28 protein-coding genes are annotated in these 17,549 nt (G+C 38.5%); 5 read left to right on the plus strand and 23 right to left on the minus strand.

Going from position 1 to position 17,549, the window contains the following annotated elements; translation table 11 throughout:
• Positions 1 to 3: 3 nt before the first annotated feature.
• The 17 genes from rplF to rpsJ all read right to left on the minus strand — a co-directional run bounded on the left by rplF (position 4) and on the right by rpsJ (position 7,311).
• Positions 4 to 540, minus strand: coding sequence for a 50S ribosomal protein L6 (gene rplF, locus CVS89_RS09240; protein WP_002941606.1), 537 nt, complete (start codon positions 538 to 540; stop codon positions 4 to 6).
• Positions 541 to 737: 197 nt separating this feature from the next.
• The gene (gene rpsH / locus CVS89_RS09245) at positions 738 to 1,133 is read right to left on the minus strand and encodes a 30S ribosomal protein S8 (RefSeq protein WP_009295261.1); all 396 of its coding nucleotides are present in this window, start codon (positions 1,131 to 1,133) and stop codon (positions 738 to 740) included.
• Positions 1,134 to 1,142: 9 nt separating this feature from the next.
• Positions 1,143 to 1,328, minus strand: a complete 186-nt coding sequence (locus CVS89_RS09250; RefSeq protein ID WP_002941532.1) for a type Z 30S ribosomal protein S14 — start codon at positions 1,326 to 1,328, stop codon at positions 1,143 to 1,145.
• A 1-nt stretch (position 1,329) separates the two neighbouring features.
• On the minus strand, positions 1,330 to 1,875 hold the full coding sequence (gene rplE / locus CVS89_RS09255) for a 50S ribosomal protein L5 (RefSeq protein ID WP_002941643.1): 546 nt from the start codon (positions 1,873 to 1,875) through the stop codon (positions 1,330 to 1,332).
• A gap of 5 nt (positions 1,876 to 1,880) precedes the next feature.
• On the minus strand, positions 1,881 to 2,117 hold the full coding sequence (gene rplX / locus CVS89_RS09260) for a 50S ribosomal protein L24 (RefSeq protein WP_009295260.1): 237 nt from the start codon (positions 2,115 to 2,117) through the stop codon (positions 1,881 to 1,883).
• Complete coding sequence (gene rplN / locus CVS89_RS09265) at positions 2,117 to 2,485, minus strand: 50S ribosomal protein L14 (protein ID WP_002941516.1); 369 nt, start codon at positions 2,483 to 2,485, stop codon at positions 2,117 to 2,119. The genes rplX and rplN overlap by 1 nt, the downstream gene beginning before the upstream one ends.
• Positions 2,485 to 2,736: a 30S ribosomal protein S17 gene (rpsQ, locus tag CVS89_RS09270; protein ID WP_002941511.1), complete on the minus strand. Its 252-nt coding sequence runs from the start codon at positions 2,734 to 2,736 to the stop codon at positions 2,485 to 2,487. Before rpsQ ends, rplN begins: the two co-directional genes overlap by 1 nt.
• A 1-nt stretch (position 2,737) precedes the next feature.
• On the minus strand, positions 2,738 to 2,932 hold the full coding sequence (gene rpmC, locus CVS89_RS09275; protein ID WP_002941625.1) for a 50S ribosomal protein L29: 195 nt from the start codon (positions 2,930 to 2,932) through the stop codon (positions 2,738 to 2,740).
• Complete coding sequence (rplP, locus tag CVS89_RS09280) at positions 2,919 to 3,344, minus strand: 50S ribosomal protein L16 (RefSeq protein WP_002941572.1); 426 nt, start codon at positions 3,342 to 3,344, stop codon at positions 2,919 to 2,921. The genes rpmC and rplP overlap by 14 nt, the downstream gene beginning before the upstream one ends.
• Before the next feature lie 2 nt (positions 3,345 to 3,346).
• Positions 3,347 to 4,045, minus strand: a complete 699-nt coding sequence (gene rpsC / locus CVS89_RS09285) for a 30S ribosomal protein S3 (protein ID WP_107847955.1) — start codon at positions 4,043 to 4,045, stop codon at positions 3,347 to 3,349.
• A gap of 1 nt (position 4,046) precedes the next feature.
• Positions 4,047 to 4,379, minus strand: a complete 333-nt coding sequence (rplV, locus tag CVS89_RS09290; RefSeq protein ID WP_009295259.1) for a 50S ribosomal protein L22 — start codon at positions 4,377 to 4,379, stop codon at positions 4,047 to 4,049.
• Between the two features lie 11 nt (positions 4,380 to 4,390).
• Positions 4,391 to 4,672, minus strand: coding sequence for a 30S ribosomal protein S19 (rpsS, locus tag CVS89_RS09295; RefSeq protein WP_002941639.1), 282 nt, complete (start codon positions 4,670 to 4,672; stop codon positions 4,391 to 4,393).
• Between the two features lie 2 nt (positions 4,673 to 4,674).
• A complete protein-coding gene (rplB, locus tag CVS89_RS09300) occupies positions 4,675 to 5,508 on the minus strand; it encodes a 50S ribosomal protein L2 (protein ID WP_103599323.1) in 834 nt (277 codons plus the stop codon).
• A 1-nt stretch (position 5,509) separates the two neighbouring features.
• The gene (locus CVS89_RS09305) at positions 5,510 to 5,791 is read right to left on the minus strand and encodes a 50S ribosomal protein L23 (RefSeq protein WP_002941535.1); all 282 of its coding nucleotides are present in this window, start codon (positions 5,789 to 5,791) and stop codon (positions 5,510 to 5,512) included.
• Position 5,792: 1 nt separating this feature from the next.
• The gene (gene rplD, locus CVS89_RS09310) at positions 5,793 to 6,407 is read right to left on the minus strand and encodes a 50S ribosomal protein L4 (protein WP_012140561.1); all 615 of its coding nucleotides are present in this window, start codon (positions 6,405 to 6,407) and stop codon (positions 5,793 to 5,795) included.
• Positions 6,404 to 6,982 (minus strand): 50S ribosomal protein L3, encoded by a 579-nt coding sequence (gene rplC / locus CVS89_RS09315; RefSeq protein ID WP_002941563.1) that lies wholly within the window; start codon positions 6,980 to 6,982, stop codon positions 6,404 to 6,406. Before rplC ends, rplD begins: the two co-directional genes overlap by 4 nt.
• Before the next feature lie 20 nt (positions 6,983 to 7,002).
• Positions 7,003 to 7,311: a 30S ribosomal protein S10 gene (gene rpsJ / locus CVS89_RS09320; RefSeq protein ID WP_009295257.1), complete on the minus strand. Its 309-nt coding sequence runs from the start codon at positions 7,309 to 7,311 to the stop codon at positions 7,003 to 7,005.
• Between the two features lie 363 nt (positions 7,312 to 7,674).
• Between rpsJ and CVS89_RS09325 the strand changes: the two genes are divergently transcribed.
• From CVS89_RS09325 to CVS89_RS09335, 3 genes are all read left to right on the plus strand, one after another.
• Positions 7,675 to 8,769, plus strand: a complete 1,095-nt coding sequence (locus CVS89_RS09325; protein ID WP_107847956.1) for an AAA family ATPase — start codon at positions 7,675 to 7,677, stop codon at positions 8,767 to 8,769.
• Between the two features lie 80 nt (positions 8,770 to 8,849).
• Positions 8,850 to 9,704 (plus strand): S-adenosylmethionine tRNA ribosyltransferase, encoded by an 855-nt coding sequence (locus CVS89_RS09330; RefSeq protein WP_107847957.1) that lies wholly within the window; start codon positions 8,850 to 8,852, stop codon positions 9,702 to 9,704.
• On the plus strand, positions 9,704 to 10,258 hold the full coding sequence (locus CVS89_RS09335; protein ID WP_103568890.1) for a ribonuclease HII: 555 nt from the start codon (positions 9,704 to 9,706) through the stop codon (positions 10,256 to 10,258). The genes CVS89_RS09330 and CVS89_RS09335 overlap by 1 nt, the downstream gene beginning before the upstream one ends.
• Here the strand turns inward: CVS89_RS09335 and CVS89_RS09340 are convergent.
• From CVS89_RS09340 to CVS89_RS09365, 6 genes are all read right to left on the minus strand, one after another.
• Positions 10,250 to 11,827 carry a DUF4153 domain-containing protein gene (locus CVS89_RS09340; protein ID WP_107847958.1) on the minus strand — a complete coding sequence of 526 codons (1,578 nt, stop codon included), beginning with the start codon at positions 11,825 to 11,827 and terminating at the stop codon, positions 10,250 to 10,252. The two genes, CVS89_RS09335 and CVS89_RS09340, sit on opposite strands and share 9 nt — an antisense overlap.
• Positions 11,828 to 11,918: 91 nt before the next feature.
• Positions 11,919 to 12,476, minus strand: a complete 558-nt coding sequence (frr, locus tag CVS89_RS09345; RefSeq protein WP_107847959.1) for a ribosome recycling factor — start codon at positions 12,474 to 12,476, stop codon at positions 11,919 to 11,921.
• Positions 12,466 to 13,425: a polysaccharide deacetylase family protein gene (locus tag CVS89_RS09350; protein ID WP_103568888.1), complete on the minus strand. Its 960-nt coding sequence runs from the start codon at positions 13,423 to 13,425 to the stop codon at positions 12,466 to 12,468. The genes frr and CVS89_RS09350 overlap by 11 nt, the downstream gene beginning before the upstream one ends.
• A 2-nt stretch (positions 13,426 to 13,427) precedes the next feature.
• Complete coding sequence (secG, locus tag CVS89_RS09355) at positions 13,428 to 13,757, minus strand: preprotein translocase subunit SecG (RefSeq protein ID WP_002941549.1); 330 nt, start codon at positions 13,755 to 13,757, stop codon at positions 13,428 to 13,430.
• Positions 13,758 to 13,819: 62 nt separating this feature from the next.
• Positions 13,820 to 14,203, minus strand: a complete 384-nt coding sequence (locus CVS89_RS09360) for a hypothetical protein (RefSeq protein ID WP_021086341.1) — start codon at positions 14,201 to 14,203, stop codon at positions 13,820 to 13,822.
• Entirely contained in the window at positions 14,196 to 14,894 is a 699-nt protein-coding gene (locus tag CVS89_RS09365; protein ID WP_002941542.1) for a Bax inhibitor-1/YccA family protein, read from the minus strand. Before CVS89_RS09365 ends, CVS89_RS09360 begins: the two co-directional genes overlap by 8 nt.
• 170 nt (positions 14,895 to 15,064) lie before the next feature.
• Between CVS89_RS09365 and CVS89_RS09370 the strand changes: the two genes are divergently transcribed.
• Complete coding sequence (locus tag CVS89_RS09370; RefSeq protein WP_103579107.1) at positions 15,065 to 15,709, plus strand: carbonic anhydrase; 645 nt, start codon at positions 15,065 to 15,067, stop codon at positions 15,707 to 15,709.
• On the plus strand, positions 15,702 to 17,549 hold the full coding sequence (locus CVS89_RS09375) for a mechanosensitive ion channel family protein (protein WP_107847960.1): 1,848 nt from the start codon (positions 15,702 to 15,704) through the stop codon (positions 17,547 to 17,549). Before CVS89_RS09370 ends, CVS89_RS09375 begins: the two co-directional genes overlap by 8 nt.

Genomic DNA, 17,549 nt, shown 5'->3' on the forward strand with positions numbered 1-17,549 from the left:
TCCTTACTTCTTAGATGTCTTGCCCGCTTTGCGGATGATACGTTCTTCTAGATATTTAACGCCCTTGCCTTTATATGGCTCAGGTGGTCTAAATCCTCTAACTTGAGCAGCCACTTGACCTACTACTTGTTTATCGTCACCTTTGATAGTAATAACGTTTTTATCAACACTAGCTTCAACGCCTGCTGGTAGCTCATAGTTGATAAGGTGTGAAAAACCAAGAGAAAGCTCTAAAATTTTACCTTTTGCAGCTGCTTTATAACCAACGCCGTTGATCTCAAGCTGACGAGTAAAGCCATGAGTGATACCAGTTACGATGTTGTTAGCAAGTGCTCTATATGTTCCCCAGTAAGCTCTGCTTTGGCGATCTTCGCCCTTTGGAGCAAAAACTATATGACCATTTTCTATCTTGACATCAACGTGACCTTTTGTGTCAAGCTCTTTTAAGTGATTGCCCTTTTTAAATTTTAGGACATTATTTTCAACGCTAACGTCTACACCACTTGGGATAGCGATAGGCTGTTTTCCAATACGTGACATTTTTTTCCTTTACTTGTCTAGGGTGTTCCTACATTTACGAATAAACACCACAATGCCGTAAATTTGATCGTCAAATTTGACGAAACCTTCATTTGAATTTCTAAATTTAGCTTTGGCGAAATATAAAATTTCACCTAGCTAAAAAGAAATTTTAACCTTAAGCTATAAGGTCAAAATAGCGTTTTTAACGCAGTTTATTACCAAACGGTGCAAAGAACCTCGCCGCCAACGCCAGCTTTACTTGCCTCAATACCGCTCATAACGCCTTTGCTTGTACTAACGATAACTGTTCCGTAACCATTTTTAAAACGCTTAATGTCGTCTTTGCCTTGATAAACACGGCGACCAGGTTTTGAAACCCTTTTAAGCTCGTTTATAACGCTTCTGCCGTACTCATCATACTTTAAAACTACGTTTATAAATTTCTTGTTACCTTCTTCGATAACGTTGTAGCTCTCTACATAGCCTTTTGCTGCAAGGATAGAAAGAGTAGCCTCAACAACCTTAGAATGAAGCAATTTCGCAGTCTCAAGTCTTCTCATACTTGCATTTCTAATGCGTGTTAATCCATCTGATATTAAATCGTTCAACATTTCTCTTCCTTACCAACTTGCTTTTTTAAGACCAGGTATTAGGCCTTCGTTAGCCATTTTTCTTAGGCAAACACGGCAAATTCCAAAATCTTTATAAACAGAGTGCGGACGACCGCAAATTTGGCATCTAGTATAGCCGCGAACCGCAAATTTTGGCTTGCGTGCAGCTTTTGCTATCATTGATTTCTTTGCCATTTTACTTTCCTTTTGCAAACGGCACACCAAATAGCTCTAGCAATTTGAATGCCTCTTTATCGTTTTTAGCCGTAGTAGCAATCGTAATATTCATACCATGAGTTCGTAAAATTTTATCATACTCAACCTCTGGAAACATTAGCTGCTCGCTAAGACCAAAGTTATAGTTTCCACGTCCGTCAAAGCCATTTTTTGGAAGACCACGGAAGTCTTTAACTCTTGGAAGAGCAACACTGATTAACTTATCTAAGAAAGCATACATTTGCTCTTTTCTCAAAGTTACTTTGATACCAACAGGGAAACCTTCGCGAACTTTAAAGCCAGCAACTGATTTTTTAGCATCAGTGATAACTGCTTTTTGTCCAGCGATAAGTGAAATGGTATCAGCCATATTTTGAAGCACTTTCTGATCTTTCGCAGAGTCTCCAGCACCTACACTGATCACGATTTTCTCGAGCGCAGGGATAAGCATTGGATTTTTGATGTCAAATTCTTTTACGAGAGCTGGCTTGATAGTTTCGTTAAATTTATCTTTTAATCTACTCATATCTCTTATCCTTCAACTTTCGCGACGTTTGATATGTCAATTGGCATCTCTTTATTTACGTGACCACCATTTGGAGTTTTTTCGCTTGGTTTGATAGCTTTTTTAGCTACTTTGCATCCCTCAACTATAACCTGACCTTTTTTTGCAAGAACTGCTAAAATTTTACCAGTTTTGCCTTTATCGTCACCAGCGATGATCTTTACAGTATCGCCTTTTTTGACTTTAAATTTTACATTAGCCATTATAAAACCTCCGGAGCTAGCGAAACAATCTTCATAAAGTTAGCATATCTAACTTCACGTCCAACTGGTCCAAAAATACGAGTGCCGACTGGCTCTTTTTTGCTATCAAGTATAACAGCTGCGTTCTCGTCAAAACGGATTAGCGAACCATTATCTCTTTGAACCTCTCTTTTAGTTCTTACAACAACAGCTTTTACAACCTGTCCTTTTTTGATCTTACCATTTGGAAGAGCTTTTTTAACAGAGCAAACTATGATATCGCCAAGTGTAGCGTATCTTCTTTTGCTGCCGCCAAGAACTTTTATACACATTAACTCTTTTGCACCGCTGTTATCAGCAACTGCAAGTCTTGTAAAACTTTGAATCATTACTCAACTCCCTTTGCCAATACAGCTTTTAAGCGAAAATTCTTGCGAGCTGAAAGTGGTCTGCACTCAACTGCAACAACTGTATCGCCTGCTCTTGTCTCATTCTTCTCATCATGAACTAAATACTTTTTAAAGCGTTTTACAAATTTATGGTATCTTGGGTGCATAACACGTCTTTCTACCAAAATAGTAGCTGTCTTATCTCCAGCTTTTTGTAAAACAACACCTTGAATTTCTCTTTTTAATGCCATTTTACGCCCCTTGTCTTGTTGCACTAATTGCAGTGTTGATCTGAGCTATCTCTTTGCGAACAGCACTAATCTCATTAGGGTTGCTTAACTGCATAGTTTTTAGCTTTTGTCTCAATGTAAATAAAAGCACCTTTTTCTCTTTTAGCAACGCGTTTAATTCTGCAACGCTCTTATCTTTTAACTCAGTATATTTCATTTTCACTCTCTCGCGTTACAAATTTTGATTTGAAAGGAAGTTTGTGTAGAGCCAAAGTTAAAGCTTCACGAGCCAACTCTTCGTCAACACCAGCCATTTCAAATATTATACGACCAGGTTTAATGTTCATAACCCACTCTTCAACTCCTGCCTTACCTTTACCCATACGAGTTTGTAGAGGTTTTTTAGTAAGTGGCTTGTCAGGGAAAACCCTAATCCAAATTTTAGCCTGTCTCTTTACGTGACGAGTTAGAGCTTGACGAGCAGCTTCTATTTGGCGTGAATTTACTCTACCAGCCTCAACAGCTTTAAGTGCAAATTCGCCAGTTGCTAAAGATGCTCCGCGAGTCGCATAACCACGGTTGCGACCTTTCATTTGCTTACGAAATTTCGTTCTTTTAGGCATCAACATAATTATTTACCTCTTCTTGCTCTACGTGTTTTCTTAGGTGCTTCTTCTTCAGTTTTCTCAGGTTGAACACCTTTTTGAAGAACCTCACCTTTAAAAATCCATACTTTAATACCTATGTTTCCATAAGTTGTATGAGCCTCAGCTACACCGTAATCTATCTTTGCTCTAATAGTATGAAGCGGAACGCGACCTTCTAGATACCACTCGGTTCTTGCCATCTCAGCGCCACCTAAACGACCAGCAACTGAAATTTTGATACCTTTAGCGCCTGATTTTTGAGCACCTTGGATAACTTTTTTCATAGCACGTCTAAATGCGACACGCTTTTCAAGTTGCATAGCTACGTTTTCAGCAGCAAGTTGAGCTGAAGCTTGAGCTTTTCTTTCTTCTTTGATATTTACATTTACTTCTTTGCCGATAAGTTTGCTAACTTCGTTCTTTAGGTTTTCAACATCTTGACCTTTTTTGCCAATGATGATACCAGGACGAGCTGCAACTACGGTTACACGAAGTTTTTTAGCCGTTCTTTCGATTAGAATTTGGCTAATTCCTGCATAGTAAAGTTTTTTCTTTAAAAATGCACGAATTTTGTAATCTTCACCGATATTTTCAGGAAGACTTTGTTTGGTTGGAAACCATCTAGATTCCCAGTTGCGGTTAATTCCTAGTCTAAGACCTATTGGATTTACTTTTTGTCCCATATTATGCTTCCTTCTTTTCAGGTTTAGATACTTCTACCATTACATGAGAAGTAGGTTTGCGAATTTTGCTCGCTGTTCCTCTTGCTCTTGGTCTAAATCTCTTTAATACAGGACCAGCATCAACGCGGCAACTAGTTACTACAACCTCTTCTGGCTCAAATCCGCCATTTGCTACTGCTGAGCTAATAGCGTTTGCTATAAATTTAGCACCACGATTTGGCATAAATTGCAAGCTTGCAAGTGCTAGCTCGGCATTCATACCTTGAACTTCTCTTGCTATAAGTCTTGCTTTTGTAGGAGAAAGTCTTACGAATTTTATAATTGCTTTACTCATATCATCTCCCCTTACTTGCCGATTTTCTTTTGCACTGAGCCTTTGTGACCCTTAAATGTGCGTGTTGGAGCAAATTCGCCAAGTTTATAGCCTATATGATTTTCTGTAACATATACAGGAATAAAGCTCTTGCCATTATGAACGTTAAATGTTAGTCCAATCATTTCAGGTACAATCGTGCTACGTCTTGACCAAGTCTTGATTGGTTTGTTATCGTTTGCATTTTTTGCGGCAATAACTTTTTTCATTACATGATCATCTACGAAAGGACCTTTTTTGAGTGATCTTGCCATCTCTATTTTCCTTTCCTTCTTGAAATTATAAGCTTATCGCTAGCTTTTTTACGGCGAGTCTTAGCACCTTTGGTTGGTTTACCCCATGGAGTAACTGGGTGACGGCCTGAATTTTTCTTACCTTCACCACCGCCGTGTGGGTGATCAACTGGGTTCATAGCAGAACCACGTGTTTGTGGGCGGATACCGCGGTGGCGATTACGTCCAGCTTTACCGATAGTGATGTTGGCCCAGTCTTCGTTGCCAACTACACCGATACTTGCCATACACTCAGCTAGTACTTGTCTCATCTCGCCACTTGGCATTCTTAAGATAACATACTTCTCTTCTTTACCCATTAGCTGAGCATAACCGCCAGCTGAACGAGCTATCTGAGCGCCTTTGCCAGGCTTTAGCTCTACGTTATGAACGATAGTACCAACTGGGATAAATCTTAATTTCATAGCGTTACCTGGTTTAATATCTAGTGAGCCCTCATCGATAGATGCGATAACGTCGCCAACATTTAGGCCATTTGGTCTAATGATATAGCGTTTTTCACCATCTTTGTAAGCTATAAGAGCGATACGGCAGTTTCTGTTTGGATCGTACTCGATCGCTTCAACTTTACCTTCTATACCAAATTTACGACGTTTAAAGTCGATGATACGATAAAGTTTTTTTGCACCTGCTTCTTTATGTCTTGAAGTTATACGACCATTGTTATTTCTACCGCCAGATGCAGGTAGTTTAACAAGCAAGCTTCTAACGCTTGGTTTAGCTGTTATATCTTCAGAGCTTAGTCCAGTCATATATCTACGACTAGGTGTATATGGTTTATATGATTTTATAGCCATCTTACGCCTCCGTATTTTCTAGGCTTACGCCTTCAGGTAACTTAACGTAGAATTTCTTTATCTCGTCACGTTGGCCTGCTCTTCCTCTAAAACGCTTAACCTTGCCGCTAATTCTAAGTGAATTTACGCGAACAGGCGTTACTCCAAAATACTCTTGTAAAACCGCTTTTAAGCTGTTTTTTGTAACTCTTGGTGAAGTTTGGATAACAACAACGCCTTGTTCTTGAAGGCCTAGAGTTTTTTCTGTATAAATAATTGTTTTGATATCAGTTATATCCGCCATTTTAGCCCTCTTTTGTTATAGTTTTTAGTGCAGCTTTTTCAATGATAACCGAACTAAATGTAGAGACAAGATAAGCATTTACCTCATTTGCATCTACTACATAGCAGTTTGCTAAATTTCTAAAAGCAAGTAGTGTTTTATCGTCTAGTAAATCTTTAACGATAAGTGCGTCTTTTACTTTTAAATTTTTGATGATATTAGCTGCATCTTTTGTCTTTCCAGACTCGATTGAGATGCTATCTACTGCGAAAATTTTACCATCTTGTGCTTTTACTGCCAAAGCGTACTCAAGAGCTAGTCTTTTTTGTTTTTTATTGACTTTTTGAAAATAGTTTTTCTCGTTTGTTGGACCAAATGCAACTGCACCGCCTACCCAAACGTTAGTTCTAGTTGAACCTGCTCTTGCACCACCACGTCCTTTTTGTCTCCATGGTTTTTTACCACCACCGCTTACAAAAGCACGGCTTTTAGTGTGAGCCGAATTTGCTCTTATACCAGCAAGGTAAGATTTTACATAAAGATATAGGTTGTGCGGATTTACTTCAGCGTAGCTTGCAGGAAGCTCTAACTCGCCTGAATTTTCAAATTTATCGTTTAATACGTGAATTTTACTCATTTTACAATCCTTATTTTACCCATTGCACCATTGTGACCAGGAACGCAACCTTTTACAACTACGATGCCATTTTGAGCGTCAAAGCTTATTAGCTCGTTTTTAACAGTAACTTTCTCATTGCCCATGTGTCCTGCCATTTTCATACCTGGTTGAACACGACCTGGCCATTCGCAGTTACCAATTGATCCGTGGCGTCTGTGAAAACGTGAGCCGTGGCTTTTTGGACCACCACCGAAACCATGTCTTTTTACCACACCTTGGTAGCCTCTACCTTTTGAGTTAAAGCTAACTTTTAAAATTTTAGCCTCATTTAATGGTGTAAAGTCTAGGTTTCCAACTTCGCTATTAGCTACTTCAAGCGTAGCAAATTTGTTAAATTCTGCTGTCAGATTGTATTTCTTTTGCTGACCAGCGATAGCTTTGTTGTTTGCTTTAGTGTGGGCATACGCTACGATAGCACGTTTGTTTTCGTCGATCTCACATACTTTAGCCTCAACTAGCTTAAGTAGTGTAACTGGCGTACTCTTCGTGGCAATCGTTCTACTCATGCCTATTTTTTCTACAATATATTCCATACTCTTATCCTTTTGTCCGCTTATTTCATCGCACGAACTTCGACATTAACTTCTGGAGCTAGGTCGAGTTTTGTTAGGCTATCTACAGTTTCTGGAGTAGCAGCTACGATGTCAAGCATACGAGCGTGTATTCTCATCTCAAACTGCTCACGTGAGTCTTTGTTGATGTGTGGAGATTTTAAGACTGTATAGCGTTTGATCTTTGTAGGCATTGGTACCGGGCCACGAACGTCGGCACCTGTTCGTTTGACAGCTTCTACGATTGCTGCAACAGTGCGGTCTAGAACTCTATGGTCGTAAGCTTTTAGCTTTAACCTGATTCTTTCCATGTGTTTTCCTTTAAAAAGAACTTGTCGCAAACTCGCGACCTCTTTACATCAAAATAACTCGCATAGGATCAAGCGATCGTACGAGCAAGACATAGGTCTTTCGTAAAGAGATAGGGATTTTACAAAAAAGCTATTATAGTTGTCAAGAAAAACGCTATTTTTTGTTGAATTTTGATTAATTATTTCCTTTTGATAAGGAAGGTATATTGCAAATGGAGAATTTATTTTTCAAAAATTTTATAAATTTCTAGTCTAAATTTTTATTTTTTATTTCTAAATTTTGTTCATTTTTTAAAATTTAACACAATATTTTCCTTTTTAAAAGGAAGTGGCTATAATTTCAAAAAGCCAAAAAGGTTAAATTTGAAAAGTTTAGAAACGCTCTATCAAGCACCCATTAAAAATGCTAAATTTATCCCCAGAAAATATGAGATTATCTCGCCAAAGACGCTTATCATTGGCGCTACATCAAGTGGCAAAACAGCCCTTGTTTATGAGTTTTTGAGCCATTATAAGAGCGAAGAGAGGCTTTATATAAATTTAGACGATATAAGGATAGATAGAGCCTCACTTTTAGCAAATTTAAAAGAGTTTTTAGAAAAAAATGCCCAGATAAAGGTGCTCGCAGTTGAAAATTTACAAGGCGCTGATCTTATAAATTTAGACTTTCTAAAGGACACTGCACTTGAGAATATCATCCTTACAAGCAAGGAATTTTCACTCTCGCTTGTGGGCTTTGTGCGTATAAATTTAAACTATCTCGACTACGAGGAATTTATACTATTTTTTAAGAAAAATTTAGACCAAGACCTGCTTTTTAGCTACTTTTTAGCCCATGGCAACGAGATAGCAAGCGCATTTTTGGACTCCAGCGAGGTCACAGCCCACTTGCAGCAGCTCTTAAGAGCAAATTTAAACGAGCAAGGCATCGCTATCTTAAAAGAGTGCGCGACAAAGTGCCACGACACCATAAGTGCCTTTGGGATTTATAAAAACCTAAAAGAGCAGATGAAAATTTCAAAAGATAGCGTTTATAGCGCAATAAATTTGCTAAATGAGAGCGGATACGTGGAGTTTGTGCCAAATTTAGATGAGAGTAGCACGAGCAAGAAAATTTACTTTACAAATTTCGCACTTCGCAACGCTTTATGCCTAAAAAAGGACTTTTTAGCTGTTTTTGCAAATGTTGTTTTTTGTGAGCTGCTTAAATTTAAAGATGAAATTTACTACACAAAAGAGATCGATTTTTTCCTTGTCAAAAAGAAGCTTGCGATCATCTGCGTGCCATTTTCTGCGCCTGAGATCGTCTTTTTGAAATTTAAAAAACTCCACGCGAGCCTAAAAGAGCTAGGCGTTAGCAAACTTCAAATCATCAGCGTCGCAAACCAAGCCGAGCAAAGCATGGAGGGGATAAAGTGCGAGATCTTGCCATTTTCTAGGTGGAGCCTAGGTTTATAAATTTAAACTCTTTGTTTGATTATCATTTTAAAAGTCTAGGGATAAAATAGTTATAATCAAAAAAACTATAAAGGACAGACATGAGAGCATTTTTTGGGATCTTATTCATCGCTGCAAGCCTTTTTGGCTATGAGATAAATCACGAAAACTGGGCTAAATTTTATAAATTTAGTGGTGATGCAAATGGTGTGAAATTTGAAGTTTATATGAACTACTTTAAAGATGAATTTGAAAATTTCAAACAAACCAAGAGCTTTAAAGTCCCAGCCAAGATAAGTGGCCACATCTTTTTTGACGGCGCAAAATACGACTATGAAAAGGGCTCTTTTGAGCAAAATGGCAGTGAAATTTCATCGCTAAATACAGTCTCAGATAAGATAAATTTAGACGTTAAAAACGAAAACGGCGAGCTAAAAGGCAAGATAATCGTCAAAAACAAAGCCTACAACGCCACCGTAAAAGAAGAAAAAGAGTATGAGATCCTAAATATCGGCATCCAAATGACTGAGTCAAACGGCACGAGATATGAAGCGATCACTAACGACATCTTCGCTAAAGACTCCGCTAAAAAATACAAAAACAAGCTTCTTGCAGAGTTTTACGACCTAAAAAGCGAGCGCAAAAAGTGGCCAAATAGCCAGTATGAGAGCTTAAAAGATATCTACTACATCAACGATAAGATCAAGAGCGTTTGCACCTATAAAAATGAAAAAACAAACTGCGAGGTGATCTCGCTTGCGACAAACAAAAAACTAAAGCTAAAGCAAATTTTTAAAGATATAAACGACAGCCACCTAAAAGCGATCCTTGCAAATGCTGGCGTGAGCGACAACTTCGTGCTTTCGCCACTTGGACTTACATTTTTAAACGAGGAGCAGATCAGCGTCCCTCTTGAGGAGCTAAGACCTTACTTTAGCGATGAAGTCGGACTGTAATGGCTAAAATTTGCGGTATCGACGAGGCTGGACGTGGGGCGCTGGCTGGACCTCTAAGCGTGGCTGCTTGCGTGCTAAATAGCGAAATTTCTGGACTAAACGACTCCAAAAAACTAACCGCAAAAAGGCGCGAAGAGCTCTTTAAAGAGATCACAAAAAGCTCAAATTTCCTCATCGCCTACTTCTCAAACGCCCAGATAGACGAGCTTGGGCTAAGCGAGTGCCTAAGGCGCGCGCTCAAACTTTTCAAGGCGCATTTTGAGGGCTTTGAGATCATTTATGATGGAAATTTAGACTATGGCGTTGGCATCACAACTATGATAAAGGCTGATGGCAAGGTCGCTAGCGTAAGTGCTGCTAGCATATTAGCAAAAGTAAGTCGCGACCGCTTGATGAACGGCTGGGATAAATTTTACCCAGCATACGGCTTTGCAGGGCACAAAGGATATGGCACAAAGTCGCACCTAGATGCGATAGCTAAATTTGGCTACTCAGACTTTCATAGAAAAAGCTTTGTCATAAAGCCAAAACTCACGCAGGGCTCGCTATTTTAGCTGAGCATCCTCCATATAAAAAAGCACGCTTGCGCCATAAAATTTATAAACTCCGTTTTCTTGCACGATTTCCATAGAGCGCAAAACAAAGGCTCGCTTACCAACTTCAAAGAGCAAAAGCTTCTCTTTTAGCCGCTCAAATACCTCTGAGCCAAAGTCGCCATCTGGCTTTAAATTTAAACCAGCAAGCGCCTTTTCTAGGTGCTTTTGCATATTTATGCTAACGCTTTCATTATCTAGCTGTATAACAAGATCATCGCCATTTGTGCTGCTTGTAATGGGCATTTTGATAGTCGCATCTTTCACGTTTATGCCGATGTTGCCTGAGTTAATGCTAAATATCTGCCACTTTTTCTGCTCAGCCACCTCAAGACCCGCTATAAATTTTTTATTTTCTAACGCAAATTTATCGCCGTTTTCTAAGAGATAGTTAAATTTATCTTGCAAAAAATAGAGCTTCTCTTCGCCTATCTTGCTCACGTCGCCGCTTAGCAAGCCGCTACTATCAAGCAAATTTAGTGATCTTAGCTCTCTTAGTAAAAGCTCTTTTTGAGAATTTATGGTAAGCAGCTTCGTATCAAGGACAAAATGCGTGAAAAATATGCCAAATATCATAAAAAACGCTAGAAATTTATAAGGGAAATTTCTAAGAAATATCATCACAAAATAGCTCAAATTTGCAAATATCACGCAGGCGATAAGATATATCCTGGGCTCGCTTAGGCCGTACTCGCCGACCCTATGCATGACGCCCCACCAAAGCATTATGCTAGGCAAGATGACAAAAAGTGGCAAGAGCTTAAAAATTTGATCATAAATTTGGTTTTTGATAAGTAAATTTAGCCCTCTTAAAACAAAGCCAGCGATCAAGCAGGCAAGCACGATATAGGCTACTCCACCTCGTGGCAGCTCAAGCAAAACAAGCCTATAAATGCAGTATAAATTTAAAAGCACCACATAGATGATGAGCAGGGGATTTAGGATGAAATTTATGACGATCTTGATGAAATTTAAGAGCCTGTACTCGCTAAATTTGCTCTCAAAAAAGATAAATAGACAAGGCAGACCAAAAGAGACCAGCGTCAAGTAGAGCCTTTGCGTCCTGTGGCTGGTTAAAAGCTCTAAATCAAAAAGGTAGTTAAGCCCTGCACAAACAGCCACAATGCCAAGAAAAAATAGGTGAAAAAGGACAAATGAGATGAGTAAATTTAAAAGTCTTGCCAGGCTCTGGCTTATAAATTTCTCATTATCTTTGGCAAAATTTAAAGAGAATAAAAGCACGAATGCTATGAGATAAAGTGCCACAAGATCGCTGGCGTGACCGCTTAGCTTAAGGCCAAAAAAGTAAAGGCTAGCTCCAAATATCAAAAAGTATAAAGGGAGTAAAATTTGCCTTTTATTTAGGTAGATAGCGACTAAAAGTAGCGGCTCAAGCAGCCAAAAACCTCTATACTCATCCGCTATCTGGCTTGGGTTAAGAAAAATGGTAGCTAGGCTAAATGCCAAAATGGTAAGAAACAAAATTTTTTTATCAGCAAATGCGGTTTTTAGCTCGGTGATGATGTGCAAGGTCGTCCTTTAAAGGATGAAATTTAGCCACATTACGTGGCTAAAAGTGAGGGTTTAGAAATTTGCAAGGGGCACAAATTTCTAAGTAAATTTAGATTTTTAAAAGCTCGGCTTCTTTCTCTTTTACGAGAGTGTCGATCTTTGCGGTGTAGTTGTCAGTTATCTTTTGAACCTCATCTTGACCCTTTTTGCTCTCGTCTTCAGTTATAGCTTTGTCTTTTTCAAGCTTTTTGACCTCGTCGTTTGCGTCTTTTCTTACGTTTCTGATGCTAACTTTTGCCTTTTCGCCCATAGCTTTTGCGTGTTTTGCATTTTCTTGGCGTTGCTCGACGGTCATCGGTGGGAAAAATAGCTTAACGCTCTCGCCATCGCTGTTTGGATTGACGCCGATGTTTGCAGCTTGGATGGCTGATGAGATCGCTTTTATCATGCTCTTTTCCCAAGGTGTGATAGCGATAGTAGAAGCGTCGCTTGTAAGCACGGTAGCTACTTGATTAAGCGGAGTTGGCGAGCCATAATAATCAACCATAACGTTATCTAGGATGTTGATATTTACTTTGCCAGTTCTTAGCGTTGTAAAATCGCGTTTTAAAGAAGCGATCGCCTTTTCGCAACCCTCTTTTTGGGTATCGTAAATTTTATTTAGCATTGGTGTCCTTTATTAGAAGTTTTGTGCTTCTGTGATGATCTACTTTTAGCGACATTAACACTTTGCGTTTATCAAGTGGTGGGTTAAATTTGCACTCAAAAACGCCATTTGTCATAGGTACTTTTCTAAAGCCGTCAAAGCCAGTCATGAAAAAACTGCCCTCACTTGCGTTTGTGTCGGTCTTGATGATGAGCTTGTCGATCGCATTGTTTTGCGGATAGCCCTCTGGAAATATCCACTGGGCATTTAAAAATTTGCTATTAAAAGTTAGTGCTATCTTTGTGCCATTCATCACTGGCGTTCTGTAAAGATCATAAACATCGCTTTTATCTGAAACTGCGCCTGAGTTTTGATTTAAAAGTGCTAAAAAGCCAAATTCTTTTGCCAAAGAGACGACCCTACTATCAATCTCACCGTAAGGGACTGCGAAGTATTTTGGCTTATAACCCATATGCTTTTCAAAGGTCTCAACGCCCTTTTGAAAGTCCTCTCTTAAGGCCTCATCGCTAAGTTTAGTCATCCTTGGATGAGCGTATGAGTGGTAACCGATCTCGCCGTAAGCTTCTAGCTCTTTGATCTGATCAAAGTCTAGATAATCACCATATTTGTTCGCGCTTGCCTCTACATAGACCATCAAAGCAAATGGGTAGTTATACTCTTTAAATACGCTAAGAGCGTTATTGTAAAAGCTTTTGTATCCATCATCAACGGTGATAACGATCCAGTTATCAGGGATCGGCTCGCCAGCATTTACCGCATCGACAAGCCTTGATAGCTTGACAACTTCGTAGCCATTATTTTTGAAGTATTCAAACTGAGCTCTTAAATTTTGAATAGAAATATCTGTGCTAACGTGCCTTGGATCATCAAAGCGGTGATAAACTAGGATGTGAGCGTCTGCCAAAGCAAACGTTAGCGTCAAAAGTGACGCTAAAAACGTTTTTATCATTGTTATTTTGCTGGGTTTTGTGGTGCGCTAGGAGCTGCTGGCACGTCGTTTGATTTTGGTATGACTAGAGATTTGCTATCGACACTATCAACGATAGAGCGTTTTAGATCTTTGTTGTAAAAATATCCAAGCGCAAGTGTGTTTAGGATAAACAAAACGCCTACCACAAAGGTAAATTTAGCCAAAAATCCAGCTGGTCCTTTTGCTCCAAAAAGGCTCTCGTTGCTTCCACTGTATGCTCCAAGACCGATAGATGAGCTCTTTTGGAGTAAAACTGCGATCGTGATAACGACAGCTAGAACAAATTGCAAGATTAAAAATATTAAACTCACGAAATTTCCTTTAAATTTTTTAAATAGTTTGCGATTATACAAGAAAAGATTTAAATTTTTAGTTAAAGTTCTTTTTCAAGCTCATAAAGCTCGTATCTTATACTTTTAAAAAGCTCTGCTCGCTCTAAATTTATAAGCTTGAAGCACTCTTCAAGAACGCGAGCGCTCTCCTGAGCACGCTTGAAATTTGCAGTGATTATCTCATCTAAATTTGATCTTTCTTGCTCGCTTTTTGTGCTGGTTTTTAAAACGTCGTTTTGTGAATTTCTAAATTTTAAAAATTCTTTTTGCGGGATCTTTGCCTTGTGGCGGAGGAACTTTATCTTATAGGCGAGCTTAGCATCATCAAAGACATATCTTTTTATATCTTCAACGACGCGAAGCCCTTCTTTTAGCCTATTTAGATTCGCATCTATCACTCGGTAGATGCGCTCGTCATTAGTCATTTCTATTAAAAATGCCTAAAATTTGTAGTAATGATGTAAATAAATTTACAAAATCAAGATACAAAGCAACTGCACCTTCAACCGGCGTCTCGTAGTTGCCACGGATGATATTTTGTGTATCAAAAAGTATGTAAGCACTAAATAAGATCGATGAAATACTTGCGATTACAAGTTGAAACATCGTGCTTTTAACGAAAATGTTGATGATCGCTGCTACAACGATAACTATCAAAGTTATAAATAGCATCTTGCCCATCGTTGTAAAGTCGCGTTTTGTATTCATCGCAAAGACGCTTAATGCACCAAATGCAACCGTTGTCAAACCAAATGCTTGAGCCACGATACTAGCACCACTTGGCATAGCAAGGATCGCTGAAAGTAGCGGAGTTAGCGTAAGACCGCTTACAAATGTAAATGCAAAAAGAAGTATTAAATTTAATCCCTCTTTACGTTTAGCCGCCATTAGACCAAAAAGCAACACAAACTCAAGTATCACAAGTCCCCAAAACAAAAATCTATTTGCCGCAAAAACGCCAGCAATGCTAATGCCTACATAAGCGCCAGCAGTAGCTGAAAGTAGTGATGCTGCAAAAAGTTGATAAGTTTGTTTTATAAAAGTGCTTAGTGAGCTTTGAGAATACGCAAGCTCTTCTTGATTTTGCTTAGCGTAGTTTCTATCATACAAACTCATTTTTTCTCCTTATGAATTTTTGTGGTGAGTTTAGCCTAAAATAATTAAACAATATATAAAAAGAAGTTTAATAAAAAATATTAGTTTAAAGTCCGTTTTAAAGGGCATTTTTTTGATTAAATAAAAGTTGCTATAATCGCGATAAAAATATAAAAATGGAGATAAATTTTATGGATGATTCAATACTTGAAGGTGCAGTAAAATTTATGGAAGATGGCTTTTTAGAGCATGAAGAGCTCTTTAAAAGTCTGCAACACAAGCAAGATCCTCACACGCTTTTCATATCTTGCGTGGATTCAAGAGTCGTGCCAAATTTGATAACAAACTGCCTACCAGGCGAGCTTTTTATGGTGCGTAATATCGCAAACATCGTGCCACCATATAGAGTGAGCGAAGAGTTTTTGGCGACTACTTCAGCGATCGAGTATGCGCTTGAAGTTTTAAACATAAAAAACATCATCATCTGCGGACACTCTGATTGTGGCGGATGTGCAGCACTTTATGTGGATGAAAAGAAGCTAAAAAACACCCCAAATGTTAAAAACTGGATAAAACTGATCGAGCCAATCAAGCGAGAAGTGCTTAAATTTACAAGCGACGATCCAGCCAAAATGGCATGGCTAACTGAGAGACTAAACGTGATAAACTCGATCGAAAACATAATGACCTATCCAAATGTCAAAGAGGAGTATGAAAGTGGCAAGCTTCAAATTTATGGCTGGCACTACATCATAGAAACTGGCGAAATTTTTAGCTACGATTTAAAAGAGGGCACATTTAAGCTTCTAGCGGACAAAAGAGGTGAAAATGCGTAAATTTCTAGCCATTATCCTGCTTTGCTTTACCTTTGCTTTTGCAACTGAGAGCAACAAAACTCAAGAAGAAGACGATATCGTCAGCATAACAAATCAAATTCAAACCATAAACAGCCAGATAAATATCATAAAATCTCAACAAAAAGATATAAACGCTTCAAAGGTTGATAACTCAAATTTGATCACTCTTCAAAAGAAAAAGAGCGATCTTTTAGAAAAGATACCAAACTACGTCATGCAGATCGAGGTAACACAAAGCGATATAAATAAATTCAATCTGCAAAAAGAGGCGCTAGAAAAAAAGGTCGCAAGACTTGAGAAGCAGTCAAACAAGGATGCCTACATCCAAAGTGCTATCGAGCTTGAGAAGATGAAGGTTGATTACGCTTACTACTCAGCGCTTATTAGCCTAGAAGAGGTCTTTAAAAAGGGTGCTAAGGCAAATTCTATAAGAGATGTGATAGATAATGGACTTTTAAATTTACAGACAAATTCTTATGTAAGCATAAAAGATCTAAAAGACTCACTAAATGACACTTCAGGCTCTTATGACAGCGCCTTTTTTGATCTTGAACTAAAAAAAGAGAGTGAAGAAGAAATTTTAACTTATCTTAAAAATAACGCCGATCTTCTAAGCTCAAGCATGCTCTTGTCTGAGCTAAATTTAGTCGATGCAGTCGAATACATAAACAAAGTAACTGACATAAATTCAAGTAAATTTAACATCGGTAAGATCGTTGTTATCGTTGCGATATTTTTATTTTTCGTCTCGCTAACTAGAATTCTAGCCAAACTAACCTACTGGCTAATGTCACTCATCGCTTCAGGCGAAGGGGTAAAAGAGGCTAAAAATCAGATCGTTGATATCGTGAAAAAGCCGATCTCAGCACTTCTTATCATCTATGCGCTAAATATCTGTATCGGCGTTGGATTTTACCCAGTGCCAGTGCCTCTAACGGTAGCAAATATCTTTTCTATCATATATATAGTCGCATTTTCATGGCTTGTCCTAACCATACTAAATGGCTACGGCATCGCTATAATCGATAAGATCGCGCAAAAAAGCAAGCGTAAAGAGGTGATAAACCTAGCGCTAAAAGTGATCTACGTGATCGTGTTAATTATCACACTTTTACTGATCCTTCAAAAGCTTGGCTTTGATATCTCAGCGCTCATCGCCTCACTTGGTATCGGTGGTCTTGCTGTTGCCTTCGCTGCTAAAGACATCATCGCAAACTTCTTTGCCTCTGTTATGATGCTCTTTGACAACTCATTTTCACAAGGCGACTGGATAGTTTGTGGCGACATCGAGGGCACGGTTGTTGAGATAGGCTTTAGAAAAACAACAGTTAGAAGCTTTGATAACGCCCTTATCTTCGTGCCAAACTCAAAGCTAGCAAGCGATCCTGTTAGAAACTGGAGCAGAAGAAAGGTTGGCAGACGTATAAGAATGGTTATTGGCATCGAGTATGGACCAACTACTGATGAGATCAAAAAATGTGTAAATGACATCAAAAATATGCTGATAAATCACCCAGATATCGCTAAAAGTGAAGATATCGCGGCTAATAAAAGAGGCCTAAAATATAGACAAAACATAGTCTCAGTTGATGACTACGCTGGATATAAGTCAAATTTATTTGTCGTGGTTGATGACTTTGCTGATAGCTCGATAAATATCCTAGTTTATTGCTTTGCAAAAACTATCGTTTGGGGAGATTTTCTAGACGTAAAACAAGATGTAATGTTAAAAATTATGGATATTTTAAAGCAAAATGGTCTAAATTTTGCATTCCCAAGCCAAAGCTTGTATATCGAAAATATCAAAGATAAAATTTAA

Source organism: Campylobacter concisus (assembly GCF_003048615.2).
Taxonomy (GTDB): Bacteria; Campylobacterota; Campylobacteria; order Campylobacterales; family Campylobacteraceae; genus Campylobacter_A; species Campylobacter_A concisus_C.